Source organism: Roseovarius sp., from assembly GCF_048262375.1.
Taxonomy (GTDB): Bacteria; Pseudomonadota; Alphaproteobacteria; order Rhodobacterales; family Rhodobacteraceae; genus Roseovarius.
In genome coordinates this window covers 233,349-248,279 of the sequence record NZ_JBLXFE010000004.1, presented here as the reverse complement: position 1 = coordinate 248,279, position 14,931 = coordinate 233,349, and the positions used below count along the sequence as shown (strand labels likewise).

Genomic DNA, 14,931 nt, shown 5'->3' with positions numbered 1-14,931 from the left:
ATAGCGGGGCGCGGGGGGCGTCTCAAGTCTATTGAGTTTGCCTGGGGTCAAATACTCTGATGCCGCCGCGTGCCACGCGGTCAGGCATCGTGGTCAGGCGCCTTGCCTGAGGGGGCGCGGTAGGGACGGGTCACATCCTTGAGCGTGACCTCAAGGGCTTCAACCGCGAGACGCAGCGCGCCGTCGCCCGCAAGCGTCAGCAGGACATGGCCCGCATCCTCTGTCCCCAACTCAAAATCAAGCGCCAGAAGGGACAGGATCGTGTCCTTGTCCCGACGGTCGATACCCTGGCTTGCCACGCCCAGCACATTGTCCACGACCAACAAGGATTGCACCCGTTCGGGTCCGTGCCGGTCGCGGCCCCGATCTTCCCAGCGAAAGCGGTTGAGCAGGAGGCCGAAGCGACGTTGGCCCGGTCGCCAAGTCATTTCGGTGATGGGGAATACCGCATCCTGTGTGAGTGAAGAGATGATCTTGAGGTCGTCGGCATCCACCGCGCCCAGATTGAGCGGTGCTTCGCGGCCGTCCTCGAAGGTGGCATCTTGGGTCATTTGCCGCTGATCCTTTCGATTTTCGCTCCAACATTGCCCAGCTTTTCCTCGACCCGCTCATAGCCGCGATCAAGGTGATAAACCCGGTTGACGATGGTTTCACCCTCTGCCGCCAGCCCCGCGAGGATAAGCGAGACAGAGGCGCGCAGATCGGTGGCCATCACCGGGGCGCCCCTGAGGCGCTCAACCCCTGTGACGGTGGCCGTGCCGCCGTGTACGTCGATCTTGGCCCCCATGCGTATTAACTCGGGCGCGTGCATAAAGCGGTTCTCGAAAATCCGTTCCTCCAGCACCGAGGTGCCCTCGGCGGTACACATCAGCGCCATCATCTGCGCCTGCAGATCTGTGGGAAATCCGGGGAAGGGTTCGGTCACTACATCCACAGCGCGCACCACGCCGTTTTTGCGGCTAACCTTGAGGCCATTCTCGGTTTCAGTGACGTTGACGCCCGCCGCATCCAGTTTTTCGCAAAACGCCCCCACCAGATCCATCCGCCCACCAAGGCATTCCACCTCGCCGCCACAGATGGCGGGGGCGAGCATATAGGTGCCAAGCTCGATTCGGTCGACGACAACCGGATGGGTCGCGCCGCCCAAGCGGTCCACCCCCTGAATGGTGATCGTGCTGGTGCCTTCGCCGTCGATTTGCGCGCCCATGCGGCGCAGGCATTGCGCCAGATCGACGATCTCGGGTTCGCGCGCGGCGTTTTTGAGGACGGTCGTACCTTTGGCCAGTGTGGCCGCCATCAACGCATTCTCCGTGGCCCCGACCGAGACAATCGGAAACTCGAATGTGCCGCCCTTAAGACCACCGGGCGCACGGGCATGCACATAGCCTTCGCGCAGATCCAATTCAGCGCCCATTGCCTCAAGCGCGCGCAGATGCAGATCGACAGGTCGCGCGCCGATGGCGCAGCCACCGGGCAGTGAAACCACCGCATGCCCATCCCGCGCCAGCATCGGCCCAAGCACAAGGATCGAGGCGCGCATCTTGCGCACGATGTCATAGTCGGCCACGTGATTGTCGAGCGCGTGCGAAGACAGCGCCAGCACCTGACCGCCTTGCATTTGCGCCACCTCGGCCCCCAGCGATTGCAGGAGCGTTGTCATCGTCTTGATGTCCGACAGGCGCGGTGCATTGGTCAGAGTCAGCGGTTCTTCGCTCAAGAGCGTGGCAGGCATCAGCGTAAGGCAGGCATTTTTGGCACCTGCGATGGGGATTTGCCCGTTCAAAGGCCCATTGCCGGTTACGATAATCGAATCCATCTGCTCTACCCTTCATCCTTGTCGTCGGTTGTCTTAGAGTCCGACGTTTCATCGGCCCGCGCGCGCGTCTGCGCCTTACGCCGCGCGAGATTGGCCTTCAATGCCGATTTCAGCCTGTCTTCACGGCTCTGACCCTGTTTAGCGCCTGTATCCGGTGTTTGTTTTTTGTTCATGACCCCTCTCTTACAGGAGGTGCGAAAAACCGTCCAGTTACCCCTTGCGCCATGTGCAATAAGCGTCTAATCAGCCCGCCACAGCGTGCTGCTGTAGCTCAGTGGTAGAGCGCGTCATTGGTAATGACGAGGTCGGGAGTTCAATCCTCCCCAGCAGCACCAGTTTTCCAAGTTTCAAACCTGTCTTATGGCCGCATGTTTATTTGTGTGCGTCTCGGTCTTATGCGGCGAGCAAGGCGCGGCCGGGCACCTTTGATGCTGGCGGCGATCAAGGACAGGGTGGCGAAGACTGTTGCGATCTTGCAGCGGTCGAGTTCGAGCGACATGGCGTGACTGTGCAGAAGCGGGATGGGCGGTGACCGTCCAGCGTCTCAATCCTTACCCGGCAGTGGAGAAGTGCTTTGCAGCAGAATGGTGCGCCTGTAACCTGAGCCCAGAGAACGGGAGAATATTGATGCTTAACGTCAACAGCGTGAGATTTTTGGACGACCTGCATCGCTTGCGCGAATTCGGCGCGGCGGGTGTGGGCAAGGGCGTGGTGCGCCCGGCCTTTGGTACTGCCGATATTGCGGCACGCGAATGGCTGGCCGAACAGATGCAGTCTGCTGGTCTTGAGCCATGCTTTGATCCTGTCGGTAATTTGTTCGGACTTGCTCAGGGGCAATCTCTTCTGGTTGGCTCACATAGCGATAGTCAGCCCGAGGGCGGATGGCTGGATGGGGCATTGGGCGTGATCGCGGGGCTTGAGATTGCGCGCGCGGCGCACGAAGCAGGGGGGCCTCCCGTGTCAGTCGTGTCCTTTCAGGACGAAGAGGGGCGGTTCGGTGTGACCACCGGCAGCGCGATATGGTCGGGCAATCTGGCGCTAGAGGTGGCGGATCGGCAAAGCGACCGTGATGGTGTCAGCTTTGCCGAGGCGCGCGCCGCAATGGCGCATATGTCTGGAGATTTTGTCGACCCATCGCGGTTCACCGGATTTGTGGAGATGCATATCGAGCAGGGTCCGTGGCTCTTTGAGGCGAAAGAAGCCGTGGGCGTGGTCAGCGACATCGTAGGCATCCGTGACATGCGGATCACCTTTGACGGTGAGCAGAATCATGCGGGAACCACCCCGATGCACCGCCGCCGCGATGCGTTCCAGGGCGTGGCGCGGTTTAATGCGCTGATCAATGAACGGTTCCGCAATGTTGTGACACCTCAAACGGTTTGGACCATTGGCCACGTCAGATTGCATCCCGACGCGCATTCCATCGTGCCGGGCCGGGCGACGTTCTCGATGCAATGGCGCGACGGAGAGTCCGATCGTTTGCGCCGGATGGAAACGATCATTCGTGAAACCGCCGAGGAGGTTGCACGCGAGGCGGCACTGGGTCTGAGCTATGGTGAGATGCTGGGGCTGGAGCCGGTGCCGATGGACGCGCATCTGCGTGCCGCGCTGAATACGAGCGCCGAGGCCGTGGCTCCGGGACGTTGGCGGCAGATGCAGTCGGGCGCGCTGCATGATGCAACCAATGTGGCGCGGCTTATGCCTGCCGCCATGCTATTTGTGCCATCCATAAACGGGATCAGCCATGCCTTTGCCGAGGATACAGATGAGGCCGATCTGGTTACGGGCCTCAAGGTGCTGGCGGGCGCGGTGGCGCGTCTTTGCGCATAATGTCCATAAGGCACTGTTGCGGGACCGCTTGCCGAATTTTGTACCAGTTGCGGTGATTGCGTCAGGGCCTGCCCAGACCAGTCAGCGTCTTTGATGCAGGCCGGTGGAGGCTGCTGGATTTGTGCGGATGGTCGCTGGTGGGGAACGATTGAACCGGCCCGAGAAACGTGGATTCGGCTGGAACATGTACTTGAGACAGAGGGGCATGGCCCGGGCCTGTCGCGCCATCTCAAAAACCATTCGCCTTATCCGGGACGATAAAGGCCTGATCAGTGAATCGCTGGAGGGGGCCGGGCATGAGCGGATGCATCTGGTGACCTTTATCCGCATTGGGCGGCCATCGCGGGCAGAGCGCGTGTTGATCATGGTGCGCTCCGATGCGGCGCGTCACCGCGATTCCAATCACCGCTTTGCCAATGAGATCATGGGGCGCGCGCTCGGCTTGGGTGTGCCACTTGTCAGCCATGTCTGTCAGCCCGCGCCAGTTTGAACCCGAATCAGCCCAGCAGAATAGTATCCGAGCGCCCCGCGCCCCGGCGCAACGCGTGGACATCCGCCAGCTCTGGATCGTTGATCCAGCCGAGTGCGGAGTCGCGATCCGGAAAGGACAGGATTGCCGCCATATCAGGCAGGGTTGGCGTGCCTTCAAGCACTGCGGTCTCTTTGCTGGCTGAGACGACGGTGCCGTCATATTTCGCAAGCGCCGCCCCCGCCTTTTCACGATACGCGGCAAGCGAGTCGGGGTTGGTGATGGTCAAGGCAACATAGGCATAAATCATTTTTTGGGTCTCCGTGAGTGGTGTGGGCGTTAGATAAAGCCAAATTGGAAGTGCAAAAACGCGTGTATTTGCACATCATACATGCGAATACGCATGTATGGATCTTGACTGGGAAGATTTAAAAACCACCCTCGCGGTGGTCCGAGAAGGCACGCTTGGCCGCGCCGCGCAAACGCTTGGGGTGAATTATACCACTATTGCGCGCCGCATCACGCGTGCCGAAACCGCCCTTGGTCAAAAACTGTTCGAGCGTCTGTCCGAGGGGTATCGTCCCACCGATCTTGGGCTTTTGGCAGCGGGTCATGCCGAAGAGATGGAGAAGCATCAAGACGCCCTCATGCGCCAATTGCAGGGCCGCGATGACACTCTGCGGGGACCGCTGGTAGTCACCGCGCCGCAGATATTGCTGCAATTGCATCTGGTGCATGTGATCGGGCAATTCTGCACGCTTCACCCCGAGGTCGACCTGTCGGTGAACTCTGCCAATGACCTTGTCGATCTAGGGCGTCGGCAGGCTGATCTAGCGGTCCGCGTGAGTGCCAGCCCCGGCGATACCCTGACCGGGCTGCGCCTGAGTGAACAGCATATGGCGGCCTATGCCAGCCCAGAAATCGCCTGCCGTATTGCTGAGGACCCTGAGGGCCCGATCGGCTGGATCGTCTATGGCCAAGCCAATGGCGTCCCCGCCGCAGCGCTCACGCATAACCCGCGCGCCTTTGTGCGGGCGCGGTTTGACGACATGATTGCGATGACTGGTGCAGCACAGGCCGGACTCGGGGTGGTGCGCATGCCGATGTTCATCGGGCGCGGCACGCCTGGCCTTGTTCAGGTACCGGCGATGAAGCCAAGCCCCTATGCCCCGATCTGGGTCGTAGCGCATGCCGATGTCTGGCCCGGTGCCAAGGTCAGTGCGTTTCGGACCTTGCTCAAGACGTATTTCCGCGAGCATCAGGCAGAGTTTCTAGCCTAACCCCAGATGACATCACCCAGAAAAATATAGCCCGCGCCATAGATCGTTTTTATCAGCCTTGGGTTTTTGGGGTCCTCGCGTAATTTGGTGCGCAGGCGCGAGATACGCACATCCATCGCCCGGTCAAAGCTCTCGCCCGCCGCACCGCCAAGTGCCTCTTGCATCGCTTGCCGGGAAATAAGCCGTTTGGGACGTTCAAGAAAGAGCCGCAGCACCTCTCCCTCGGCGTGGGAAAAGGGGGTTTCAACGCGGCTCTCATCCTCAAGCATGTAGCGGTCGAAATGCGCAATCCATCCGTTGAAGTGCGCAATCTCGCCGCTTTGCGGTGCAGGTGTGCCACGACGCAGGCGGGCGCGGATGCGGGCAACCACCTCGGCAGGATCAAACGGTTTGATAATGTAGTCATCCGCGCCCAGTTCCAGCCCAGTCACCCGATCCTGCACCTGTGCGCGGCCCGAGATGATGATAACCGTGGCACCCTGTTCCAGTGCCAGACGGTGCACAAGACTGAGCCCATCGCGGTCCGGCAGCGACAGATCGACAAGGCAGACATCTGGCGTGGTGCTTCGTAGCGCTGCCTCGAATTCTGTGGCACGTCCAAAGGTCATGGTGCGAAATCCGGCCTCGGTTAGTGCCTCGGCCAACATCGAGCGGATCGCAGGTTCATCGTCAAGAATCGTCACAAGCGGCGCGGTCATGGCGTCTCTCCGGTATTAAGTGCCGCCTCAAGCTGTGCGGCGGTGAAGGGCTTGCGCAGCACCGATGCCAATCGCGTGGCCTCGCGGTGCAACGGGTCATCGGGCGGCAATGATGTCATCAGAACGAGCGGGCAATCAACACGCCGGGGCAGAACGGCAAGATCAAGCCCGGTGCGATCCCCCTCAAGCACAATATCCGACAGGACGGCAGAAATCTCGGGAAGCTCAGAGATAAGGGCGGCGGCTTCTTCGACGCTGACCGCTTCGATCACGCTATGACCGGCACCGCGCAGCATGTCGCGTAAGGTCGAGCGCAGATCTGGACTGTCCTCGACCAAAAGCACGAGGCCGGGCGCGCGCGCGGCGCCTGCGGTCCGAAGCGGCAAACGCAGGGCGACGCGCGCCCCCTGAGCGGTGTTGCCAAGGATGATACGCCCTCCCGCCAGCTTGGTCATGTCATAGACCATTGGCAGGCCTAGCCCCGATCCTTCTCCGCCCTTGGTCGTAAAAAACGGATCCAGCGCATGTTTAAGTGCCTCAGGGGTAAAGCCGGCACCTGTGTCAGTCACGGCGAATTCGAGCCATGTGTTCTGCAACGGGCGAGCGGTGACCGTAATCTCGCCGCTTTGACCGCAGGCATCGCGAGCATTCAGCACGAGATTGAGCAGCGAGTCCTGCAGCATGCCGGGGTCGAGAAGGTAGCGGTCGGCTATGCCGTCGGTCTCGATTCGCAAAGTCATGCTTGGGGGCAGGGCCGAGCGAGCCAGGGTTTCAAGATCGTTGAAGAAGGTAGACAGGTCGGTCGGAACCGGCTCGTGTTCACGCGGGCCAGTCATATCGGCGATGCGATTGAGCAAGCCGCCGCCACGTCGTGCGGCGGCAAGTGTCGCGTTGACGAGATCTTGCGCCTCTGGTGGCAAGGCCATGCGCCCGAGTCGGGACTGCATGCCAAGGATGATCGTCAGCAGGTTAGAAAAATCATGGGCAAGGCCAGAGGTCAATTGCGCCGCCATCTCGCGGCGGCGGGTCTGTTGCAGGGCGGCGCGTGTCTGGGTTTCCTCGGTGATGTCCATCGACAGGATATAGGCGCCGCCGCTCGTGGGATCAGGTGTAAGCGCAACCCGGATGCGTCTGGAACTGGGTTCGTGGGTGAACTCAAACACCGACGACTGTCCGGCATAGACCTTGTCCAGTTCCGGGCCGATGATGGACCATGTCTGTGGTCCCAACACCTCGGATGCGTGCACCCCGATGATATCCGTGCGCGAGCCCGGCATGACAGATGTGAGGCGGCGGTTTGAGTAGGTATAGCAGCGGTCCCGCCCAACATGTGCGATATGGGCGGGCATCATTTCCGCCGTAAGGCGCGTGCGGGCCTCGGCCTCGGAAATCTGGCGCTTGGCTTCTTCGAGAGCTGTGATCGTCGCCTCCAACTGCCGATTGGTGGCCGAGAGCTCTTCGGAATATTCAACCAACTGATCAGAAAGCTCTTCTGAGCGCGAGCGCAATAATGCCTCTTGCCGTTTGGTACGTGTGATGTCGGTATAGACTGTGATCCAGCCCCCTTGTGGCAAGGGAGAGCCTTCGACGCTGATGGTGCGGCCATTGGCGCGGGCGCGCTCCATATAATGCGGTTCGAAAGCACTTGCGATCTCGACGCGCGTGGTGACGAATGCATCGACATCACCGACGTTGCCGTAATCGCCGCGCGTGGCCAGATAGCGGATCGTATCGGCGAAATCGGCACCCGGCGTGACGAGCGCATCGGGCAGGGCGAACATTTCCTGAAACCGGCGATTGCAGACGGCAAGCTGTAAATTATGGTCATAGATTGTCAGGGCCTGCTGAATTAGGTTCAGCCCGGCCATGGTCATGGCGTCGTGACCCGCGCGCTTCGGACACATTCAACTCTCCTCCTGATCACTGGCTAGCACCTGAAAACGGGCCCGCAAAGGCTAATCGTCAGCCTGTTGCAATTCGTAAGAATTGCGAAATGTTCAGGAAAAAGTTGACGGCGACGGTGATTCTCGCACCCTCTAGGGCGAGGAGAATCGCTTCAAGGCGGTCAGATGTTCGCGCAAGCGGGCAAAGGGAGGATAGAATTTGGCACAGTCGTCACAGGCGGCGGACGGGATGGATTCCGTTCCGGCGCTCTTGCAACGTAACGCCACGCGATTTGCGGACAAACCCGCCTATCGCGAAAAAGAATACGGCATCTGGCAGTGCTGGACTTGGGCTGAGGCGGAAAAGGAGATCGAGGCGTTGGCCTTGGGTCTCATCAATCTTGGCGTGAATGAGGGCGATTTTATCGCCATCATCGGGCAGAACAGGCCGCATTTTTATTGGGCCATGGTCGCGGCCCAATCGGTTGGTGCGATTCCCGTTCCACTATATCAGGACGCCGCCGCGCCCGAGATGGCCTATGTCATGGATCACTGTGGCGCGCGCTTTGCCATCGTTCAGGATCAGGAGCAGGTCGACAAGCTGATTGAGGTGCAGGAGGGGCTGCACCAGCTTGAACACATGATCTATGTCGACCCCAGAGGGTTGCGCAAATATGACCATCACAAGCTGCACCGGTTCATCGACATTCAGGAGCAGGGGCGCGCGGCCTATTACGAGTGGATCGAGGACCTGAAGGCACGGCGCGAGAAACTGACGTATGACAGCATCTGCGTGATGCTCTACACCTCCGGCACCACGGGTAAACCCAAGGGCGTGGTGCTCAGCAATCGCAATATCATCGAGGCATCGAGATCCTCGGTCGGGTTTGACAATCTGCAGCGCGATGAGGAAGTTCTGGCCTATCTGCCGATGGCTTGGGTGGGCGACTTCATCTTTTCTATCGGGCAGGCCTATTGGTGTGGATTCTGTGTCAACTGCCCCGAAAGCCCCGAGACCATGCAGACCGACCTGCGCGAGATCGGTCCAACCTACTATTTCGCCCCGCCGCGTGTGTTCGAGACACAGCTGACCAATGTGATGATCCGAATGGAGGACGCGGGGCGTTTCAAGAAATGGCTTTTTGACTATTTCATGGCACATGCTCGCCGGGTCGGTGGCGCCATATTGGACGGCAAGTCCGTTGGCGGCTTGGACCGGTTGAAATACATGCTTGGCAATCTCTTTATTTATGGCCCGTTGAAGGACACGCTGGGTTTGGGGCGGGTGAGGGTCGGCTATACAGCCGGTGAAGCGATTGGACCGGAAATCTTTGATTTCTATCGGTCTTTGGGGATCAACCTGAAACAGCTCTATGGTCAGACTGAGGCTAGCGTCTTTATTACCTTACAACCCGATGGCGAGGTCCGAAGCGATACCGTTGGCATCCCGGCACCCGGTGTGGAAATCCGCATCAGTGAAAAAGGTGAGGTGTTCTATCGCTCTGCGGGGACGTTTGAGTATTACTACAAGAACCCCGAAAGCACGGCGTCTACCAAGGATGCCGAAGGTTGGGTTGCCACAGGCGATGCCGGCTTCTTTGAGGAAGGATCGGGGCATCTGCGGATCATCGACCGCGCCAAGGATGTGGGCAAGATGGCCGATGGCCGGATGTTCGCGCCGAAATACGTTGAGAACAAGCTCAAGTTCTATCCCAATATTCTGGAGGCAGTCGTGTTTGGCAACGAGCGCGACATCTGCACTGCCTTTATCAACATCGACCTGACAGCGGTTGGCAACTGGGCTGAGCGCAACAATATCGGGTACGCCTCTTACCAGGAATTGGCAGGGCATCCCAAGGTGTTGGAGACGATCAAGAGCCATGTGGAAGAGGTCAACCGCTCCTTGGCCTCTGATCCGATGCTCTCGCATTGTCAGGTGCATCGTTTTCTTGTGCTGCACAAGGAGTTGGATGCCGATGATGGCGAGATGACCCGGACCCGCAAAGTCCGGCGTGGAGTGATTTCCGACAAGTTCGAAGACCTGCTGACGGCGCTCTATGATGGATCGGATGAGATCTATACCACCACCGAAGTGACCTATGAGGATGGTCGCAAGGGGGCTATCAGCGCGACGCTCAAGATCATCGATGCCGAGGTGGCCACGGTAACAGCGCCTCAGAAGGTAGCTGCAGAATGAGCGGTCTGGGATATGAGGGAGGTTGTCATGCTTGACGCGACCGAAGGATATACCACTGAGGACGGTCGCAAAATCGGCGGCGTAGTGATGGAGATGAAGAACATCACTCTGCGGTTCGGCGGCGTGGTGGCGATCAAGGACATCAGCTTTGACATCCGTCAGGGTGAAATCCGCGCAATTATCGGGCCGAACGGGGCGGGTAAATCCTCGATGCTGAATGTCATCAGCGGGTTCTATCACCCGCAAGAGGGAGAAGTCTGGTATCAGGGTGCACGGCGCCCCCAGATGAAGCCCTATGAGGTGGCACGGCAAGGCATTGCGCGCACCTTTCAGAATATCGCGCTGTTTGAGGGCATGACCGTGCTCGACAATGTGATGACAGGCCGCATCCGTCAGATGAAAGCGGGGCTGTTCGCACAGGCGCTCTGGAAGGGCCGTGCCGAGCGCGAAGAGGTCGAAAATCGGGAAGTCGTGGAGAAAGTCATCGACTTTCTCGAAATCCAGCACATCCGCAAGACCCCGGTGGGGCGTCTGCCTTATGGTCTGAAAAAGCGGGTGGAATTGGCGCGGGCACTTGCAGCTGAGCCGTCGATCCTGCTTTTGGACGAGCCGATGGCGGGGATGAACGTCGAGGAAAAAGAGGACATGAGCCGCTTTATCCTAGACGTGAATGACGAATTCGGCACCACGATTGCCCTTATCGAGCATGATATGGGCGTGGTCATGGACCTTTCCGATCGGGTGGTCGTGATGGATTACGGCAAGAAGATCGGTGACGGCACACCCGACGAGGTGCGCAACAATCAAGACGTGATCGATGCCTATCTGGGGGTCGCACATGATTAGACATCCCGCACGATACCCGTCTGAAATAAAGGCATATGGCCGAGCAAGGCCACGCCAAACCAAGACGCAATTCACGCAGCGCAAAGGGGGGCTGTCCCATGCCTGATCAGTTGATTTTCGGGATGGAGGTCGTGCTCAACGGCCTCATGGCGGGGGTGCTTTATGCGCTGGTCGCGCTTGGCTTTGTGCTCATCTACAAGGCATCGGGCATCTTCAACTATGCCCAAGGGGTGATGGCGCTCTTTGCCGCGATGACGCTTGTGGGGATAATGGAAGGGCGGGTGCCCTTCAGCCACCTCATCAATGCGGTTTTTGGCACCGAGGTCCACCACTTCGGCTGGCACTTGCCGGGGCTTGCCGCGATCCTCTTGACCATGGCGATCATGGTGGTGCTAGCGTGGATTGTGAACCAGCTGATTTTCCGGCATCTGGTCAATCAAGAACCGATCATCCTTTTCATGGCGACGATTGGCCTTGCCTATTTCCTCGAAGGGTTCGGGGATATGATGTGGGGTAGTGACATCAAGAAACTTGACGTGGGCCTGCCGCAAGGGATCAACCTGATCATCGACGAGACCACGTTCAACATTTTCGGTTATGGCTTTTTCATCGATAACCTCGATCTTGTGGCGACGGTGGTGGCGGCGCTTCTGGTGATCGCATTGGTTGTCTTTGCACAATATTCCAAGCAGGGCCGGGCGATGCGCGCGGTGGCGGATGACCATCAGGCAGCGCTCAGCGTAGGCGTCTCGCTCAACTTTATCTGGGTTATGGTCTGGTCGCTTGCGGGATTTGTGGCCCTCGTGGCAGGCATCATGTGGGGTACCAAATCGGGTGTGCAATTCTCGCTGTCGTTGATTGCCCTAAAGGCGCTGCCGGTGCTGATGTTGGGCGGTTTCACCTCGATCCCGGGCGCGATCGTGGGCGGGTTGATCATCGGGGTGGGCGAAAAGCTCTTTGAATTCGCGATTGGTCCGATGGTGGGCGGAGCGACTGAAAACTGGTTTGCCTATGTGCTGGCACTCCTCTTCCTCGTGTTTCGGCCGCAGGGTCTGTTCGGCGAAAAGATCATCGAGAGGGTATGAAGCCATGCAAAAGCTGATTGCCATCGTCAACGTGATCGCTTGGGCTGGCTTCTGGTCTTTTGGCTATCTTGCTCTGTCGGCACAGGTTGAAAACACTGGCCAGATGATCACGGCCGCAATCCTTGCTGCGTTTGGCGGGGGGGTGGGCATGCTCGCTTATCTCTGGCTGGTGCGCCACACCGAGACCACTGGCTATGCCAAGCCTGCAAATCGCGCGATCAAGCGCGAAGACGACGAGATTCATGGGGAGGTTCTATAGATGTTTTACCGTGAGGCGGGGGATTTCAAGACCTCCTATACCGACGACAGTCAGACCTTTCCGATCAAGTTCGATCGCTACCGCTATTATGCGGTACTGGTCGCGGCCTTTGCCGTGGTGCCGTTCGTGATCAATGACTACTGGGTCAATGCGGTGTTTCTGCCATTCCTGATCTATGCGATTGCCGCCATCGGTCTCAATATCCTTGTGGGCTATTGCGGGCAGGTGTCGCTTGGCACCGGTGGGTTCATGGCAGTGGGGGCCTATGCGGTCTACAAACTGATGACCAGCTTTCCCGAGGTGAGCATTTTTATCCACATCATTCTTGCCGGCGGCATCACAGCCTGTGTGGGGGTTCTGTTTGGTCTGCCGTCCCTGCGGATCAAGGGCTTTTACCTTGCGGTGGCGACATTGGCGGCGCAGTTCTTTTTGGTGTGGTTGTTCAACCGGGTCCCATGGTTTTACAATTACTCGGCCTCGGGTCAGATCAGCGCGCCCGAGCGTTCTTTTCTGGGCGTGCCCGTGACCGGGGCGGAAACCGCGCCTTGGGCATCCTATCTGTTTTGTCTCGTGTTTGTCGTGGCCTGTGCGATTATTGCGCGTAACCTGACGCGTGGTATGGCGGGGCGTAAATGGATGGCGATCCGTGATATGGACATCGCCGCCGAGATCATCGGGGTGAATCCGCTCAAGGCCAAGTTGACCGCTTTTGCTGTTAGTTCGTTCTTTGTGGGCATCTCGGGGGCGTTGTTCTTTTCGGTCTATCTCGGCGCAGTCGAAGTGGGCGAGGCCTTTGGCATCAACAAGTCGTTCCTCGTACTCTTCATGGTGATCATTGGCGGGCTTGGCTCGATCTTTGGAAGTTTTGCCGGGGCAGCGTTCTTGGTGCTTCTGCCAGTGCTCCTGAAGAACACACTGGTCGGCGGCTTGGGCTGGCCTACGGATCTGGCGGCGCATCTGGAGTTCATGATCGTCGGTGCACTGATCATCGTTTTCCTGATCGCAGAGCCGCATGGGCTGGCGCAGCTATGGCGCGTGGCCAAGGAAAAACTAAGGCTTTGGCCCTTTCCACATTGAGGGTGGGGCCATGGTGGGCTGATGCCCACCCTACGAGATTGGGCGCATGAAACCGCGTTCAAGAAAAGACGTCGGAAACACCAAGGGAGGAATAAACCGATGAAACAGAGACTTATGACGGCCTTGACTGCCGCCATGCTGGTCGCAAGCCCGGCGCTGGCCGAGTTGACGGTCGTTGACACAAGCTATCGCACCGGGCCTTATGCCGCTAATGGCATCCCGTTCTCGGATGGCTATCAGGACTATTTCACCTTGCTCAATGAGCGTGACGGCGGCATTGGCGGGGAAAAAATCAACCTCGTGGAATGCGAGACCGGCTACAACACCGAGAAGGGGGTCGAATGTTACGAGGGCACCAAGGGCTCGGGTAACGGCGCTCTGGTGTATCAACCGCTGTCCACTGGCATCACCTATCAGCTCATCCCCAAGGCAACAGCGGATGGAATTTCGTTGCACACGATGGGCTATGGCCGCACCTCGGCCAAGAATGGTGAAGTGTTCAAATGGGTATTCAATTACCCCGCCAACTATTGGGATGGAGCGAGCCACGCGATCACGCATATTCTGAACGAGAATGGCGGCGATATCAAAGGTCGCAAGATTGCACTGGTCTACCACAACTCTGCCTATGGCAAGGAACCAATTCGCACTCTGGAAGAGCTGGCCAAGAAGCATGGTTTTGAGCTGACGCTTCTTCCGGTGGATCACCCCGGTCAGGAGCAGAAATCGCAGTGGCTGCAAATCCGCCGCGAAAAGCCAGACAATGTGATCATGTGGGGCTGGGGCGTGATGAACCAAGTCGCCATTCAGGAGGCTGTGAACATCCGCTTTCCGATGGACCAGTTCATTGGAATTTGGTGGTCGGGATCCGAGAACGATGTCAAGGCGGCGGGCGAAGGGGCCAATGGTTACAAGGCGCTGACCTTCCACAATCTTGGTGACGACTATCCGGTCTATGACGACATCCGCAAGTTTGTGGTGGATGGTGGCAAGGCCGCTGGCGCCGGCGATCAGATTGGCTCGGTGCTCTATAACCGGGGCATGTATGCCGCGATGTTGGCCGCAGAGGCGATCAAGACCGCACAGGAAATGCATGGCGTGACTGTGATCAACGCAGCCCAAATGCGCGATGGCATGGAAAACCTCGAGATAACCGAAGCCAAGATGGCTGGCCTTGGCCTGCCTGGATTTGGCCCGGAGTTTAAGGTGTCCTGTGAAAACCACGGAGGCAATGGCTTTGGTGCCGTGTCGCAGTGGGATGCCGCGGCCGGTGAGTTCAAGTTGATCACTGATTATTTCCAGTCAGATCAAGAGGTCATCTCGGCGCTCGTCGCCGAGGACAGCGCAGCCTTTGCTGCTGAAAACGGGATCACGCCGGGCTGCTAAGCCGGTGACCTATCCTTGGTCGCGGTGCGTGCCGCGACCAAGGGACCATTCCTAGTTTTGACAAGATGAAGACGGGCGCGCCCTGTTTTTTCGAGACGGAGAGCT

General features: G+C 58.7%; 15 protein-coding genes and 1 tRNA gene. 10 read left to right on the top strand and 6 right to left on the bottom strand.

Annotation, left to right across the window (positions count from 1 at the left end):
* Positions 1-80: 80 nt before the first annotated feature.
* From ACN0SW_RS06835 to ACN0SW_RS06825, 3 genes are read right to left on the bottom strand one after another with little or no spacing between them, the layout of a single operon-like run.
* Complete coding sequence (locus tag ACN0SW_RS06835; RefSeq protein ID WP_417727164.1) at positions 81-551, bottom strand: DUF2948 family protein; 471 nt, start codon at positions 549-551, stop codon at positions 81-83.
* Positions 548-1,816 carry a UDP-N-acetylglucosamine 1-carboxyvinyltransferase gene (gene murA / locus ACN0SW_RS06830; RefSeq protein ID WP_417727163.1) on the bottom strand — a complete coding sequence of 423 codons (1,269 nt, stop codon included), beginning with the start codon at positions 1,814-1,816 and terminating at the stop codon, positions 548-550. The genes ACN0SW_RS06835 and murA overlap by 4 nt, the downstream gene beginning before the upstream one ends.
* Before the next feature lie 5 nt (positions 1,817-1,821).
* Positions 1,822-1,989: a hypothetical protein gene (locus ACN0SW_RS06825; RefSeq protein ID WP_417727162.1), complete on the bottom strand. Its 168-nt coding sequence runs from the start codon at positions 1,987-1,989 to the stop codon at positions 1,822-1,824.
* A gap of 87 nt (positions 1,990-2,076) precedes the next feature.
* Between ACN0SW_RS06825 and ACN0SW_RS06820 the strand changes: the two genes are divergently transcribed.
* The 3 genes from ACN0SW_RS06820 to ACN0SW_RS06810 all read left to right on the top strand — a co-directional run bounded on the left by ACN0SW_RS06820 (position 2,077) and on the right by ACN0SW_RS06810 (position 4,136).
* Positions 2,077-2,151 (top strand) — tRNA-Thr (locus ACN0SW_RS06820).
* 292 nt (positions 2,152-2,443) lie between these two features.
* Positions 2,444-3,646, top strand: coding sequence for a hydantoinase/carbamoylase family amidase (locus ACN0SW_RS06815; RefSeq protein WP_417727161.1), 1,203 nt, complete (start codon positions 2,444-2,446; stop codon positions 3,644-3,646).
* A 205-nt stretch (positions 3,647-3,851) separates the two neighbouring features.
* Positions 3,852-4,136, top strand: a complete 285-nt coding sequence (locus ACN0SW_RS06810; protein ID WP_417727160.1) for an alternative oxidase — start codon at positions 3,852-3,854, stop codon at positions 4,134-4,136.
* A gap of 7 nt (positions 4,137-4,143) precedes the next feature.
* On the opposite strand, the gene ACN0SW_RS06805 is transcribed toward ACN0SW_RS06810, so the two are convergent.
* Entirely contained in the window at positions 4,144-4,425 is a 282-nt protein-coding gene (locus ACN0SW_RS06805) for a DUF1330 domain-containing protein (protein ID WP_417727159.1), read from the bottom strand.
* Between the two features lie 97 nt (positions 4,426-4,522).
* Here ACN0SW_RS06805 and ACN0SW_RS06800 point away from each other — a divergent pair, with 97 nt between their 5' ends.
* A complete protein-coding gene (locus ACN0SW_RS06800) occupies positions 4,523-5,395 on the top strand; it encodes a LysR family transcriptional regulator (protein ID WP_417727158.1) in 873 nt (290 codons plus the stop codon).
* On the opposite strand, the gene ACN0SW_RS06795 is transcribed toward ACN0SW_RS06800, so the two are convergent.
* Together ACN0SW_RS06795 and ACN0SW_RS06790 are read right to left on the bottom strand one after the other, a co-directional pair.
* Positions 5,392-6,093 carry a response regulator transcription factor gene (locus tag ACN0SW_RS06795; RefSeq protein ID WP_417727157.1) on the bottom strand — a complete coding sequence of 234 codons (702 nt, stop codon included), beginning with the start codon at positions 6,091-6,093 and terminating at the stop codon, positions 5,392-5,394. The two genes, ACN0SW_RS06800 and ACN0SW_RS06795, sit on opposite strands and share 4 nt — an antisense overlap.
* Positions 6,090-7,997 (bottom strand): PAS-domain containing protein, encoded by a 1,908-nt coding sequence (locus tag ACN0SW_RS06790; RefSeq protein ID WP_417727156.1) that lies wholly within the window; start codon positions 7,995-7,997, stop codon positions 6,090-6,092. Before ACN0SW_RS06790 ends, ACN0SW_RS06795 begins: the two co-directional genes overlap by 4 nt.
* Positions 7,998-8,226: 229 nt before the next feature.
* Here ACN0SW_RS06790 and ACN0SW_RS06785 point away from each other — a divergent pair, with 229 nt between their 5' ends.
* The 6 genes from ACN0SW_RS06785 to ACN0SW_RS06760 all read left to right on the top strand — a co-directional run bounded on the left by ACN0SW_RS06785 (position 8,227) and on the right by ACN0SW_RS06760 (position 14,826).
* Positions 8,227-10,173: an AMP-binding protein gene (locus ACN0SW_RS06785; RefSeq protein ID WP_417727203.1), complete on the top strand. Its 1,947-nt coding sequence runs from the start codon at positions 8,227-8,229 to the stop codon at positions 10,171-10,173.
* A 27-nt stretch (positions 10,174-10,200) separates the two neighbouring features.
* The gene (locus tag ACN0SW_RS06780) at positions 10,201-11,019 is read left to right on the top strand and encodes an ABC transporter ATP-binding protein (protein ID WP_417727155.1); all 819 of its coding nucleotides are present in this window, start codon (positions 10,201-10,203) and stop codon (positions 11,017-11,019) included.
* Positions 11,020-11,117: 98 nt separating this feature from the next.
* Entirely contained in the window at positions 11,118-12,104 is a 987-nt protein-coding gene (locus tag ACN0SW_RS06775) for a branched-chain amino acid ABC transporter permease (RefSeq protein WP_417727154.1), read from the top strand.
* Positions 12,105-12,108: 4 nt separating this feature from the next.
* Positions 12,109-12,363 (top strand): hypothetical protein, encoded by a 255-nt coding sequence (locus ACN0SW_RS06770; RefSeq protein WP_417727153.1) that lies wholly within the window; start codon positions 12,109-12,111, stop codon positions 12,361-12,363.
* Complete coding sequence (locus ACN0SW_RS06765) at positions 12,364-13,440, top strand: branched-chain amino acid ABC transporter permease (RefSeq protein ID WP_417727152.1); 1,077 nt, start codon at positions 12,364-12,366, stop codon at positions 13,438-13,440.
* Between the two features lie 99 nt (positions 13,441-13,539).
* On the top strand, positions 13,540-14,826 hold the full coding sequence (locus ACN0SW_RS06760) for an ABC transporter substrate-binding protein (RefSeq protein ID WP_417727151.1): 1,287 nt from the start codon (positions 13,540-13,542) through the stop codon (positions 14,824-14,826).
* Positions 14,827-14,931: the final 105 nt, after the last annotated feature.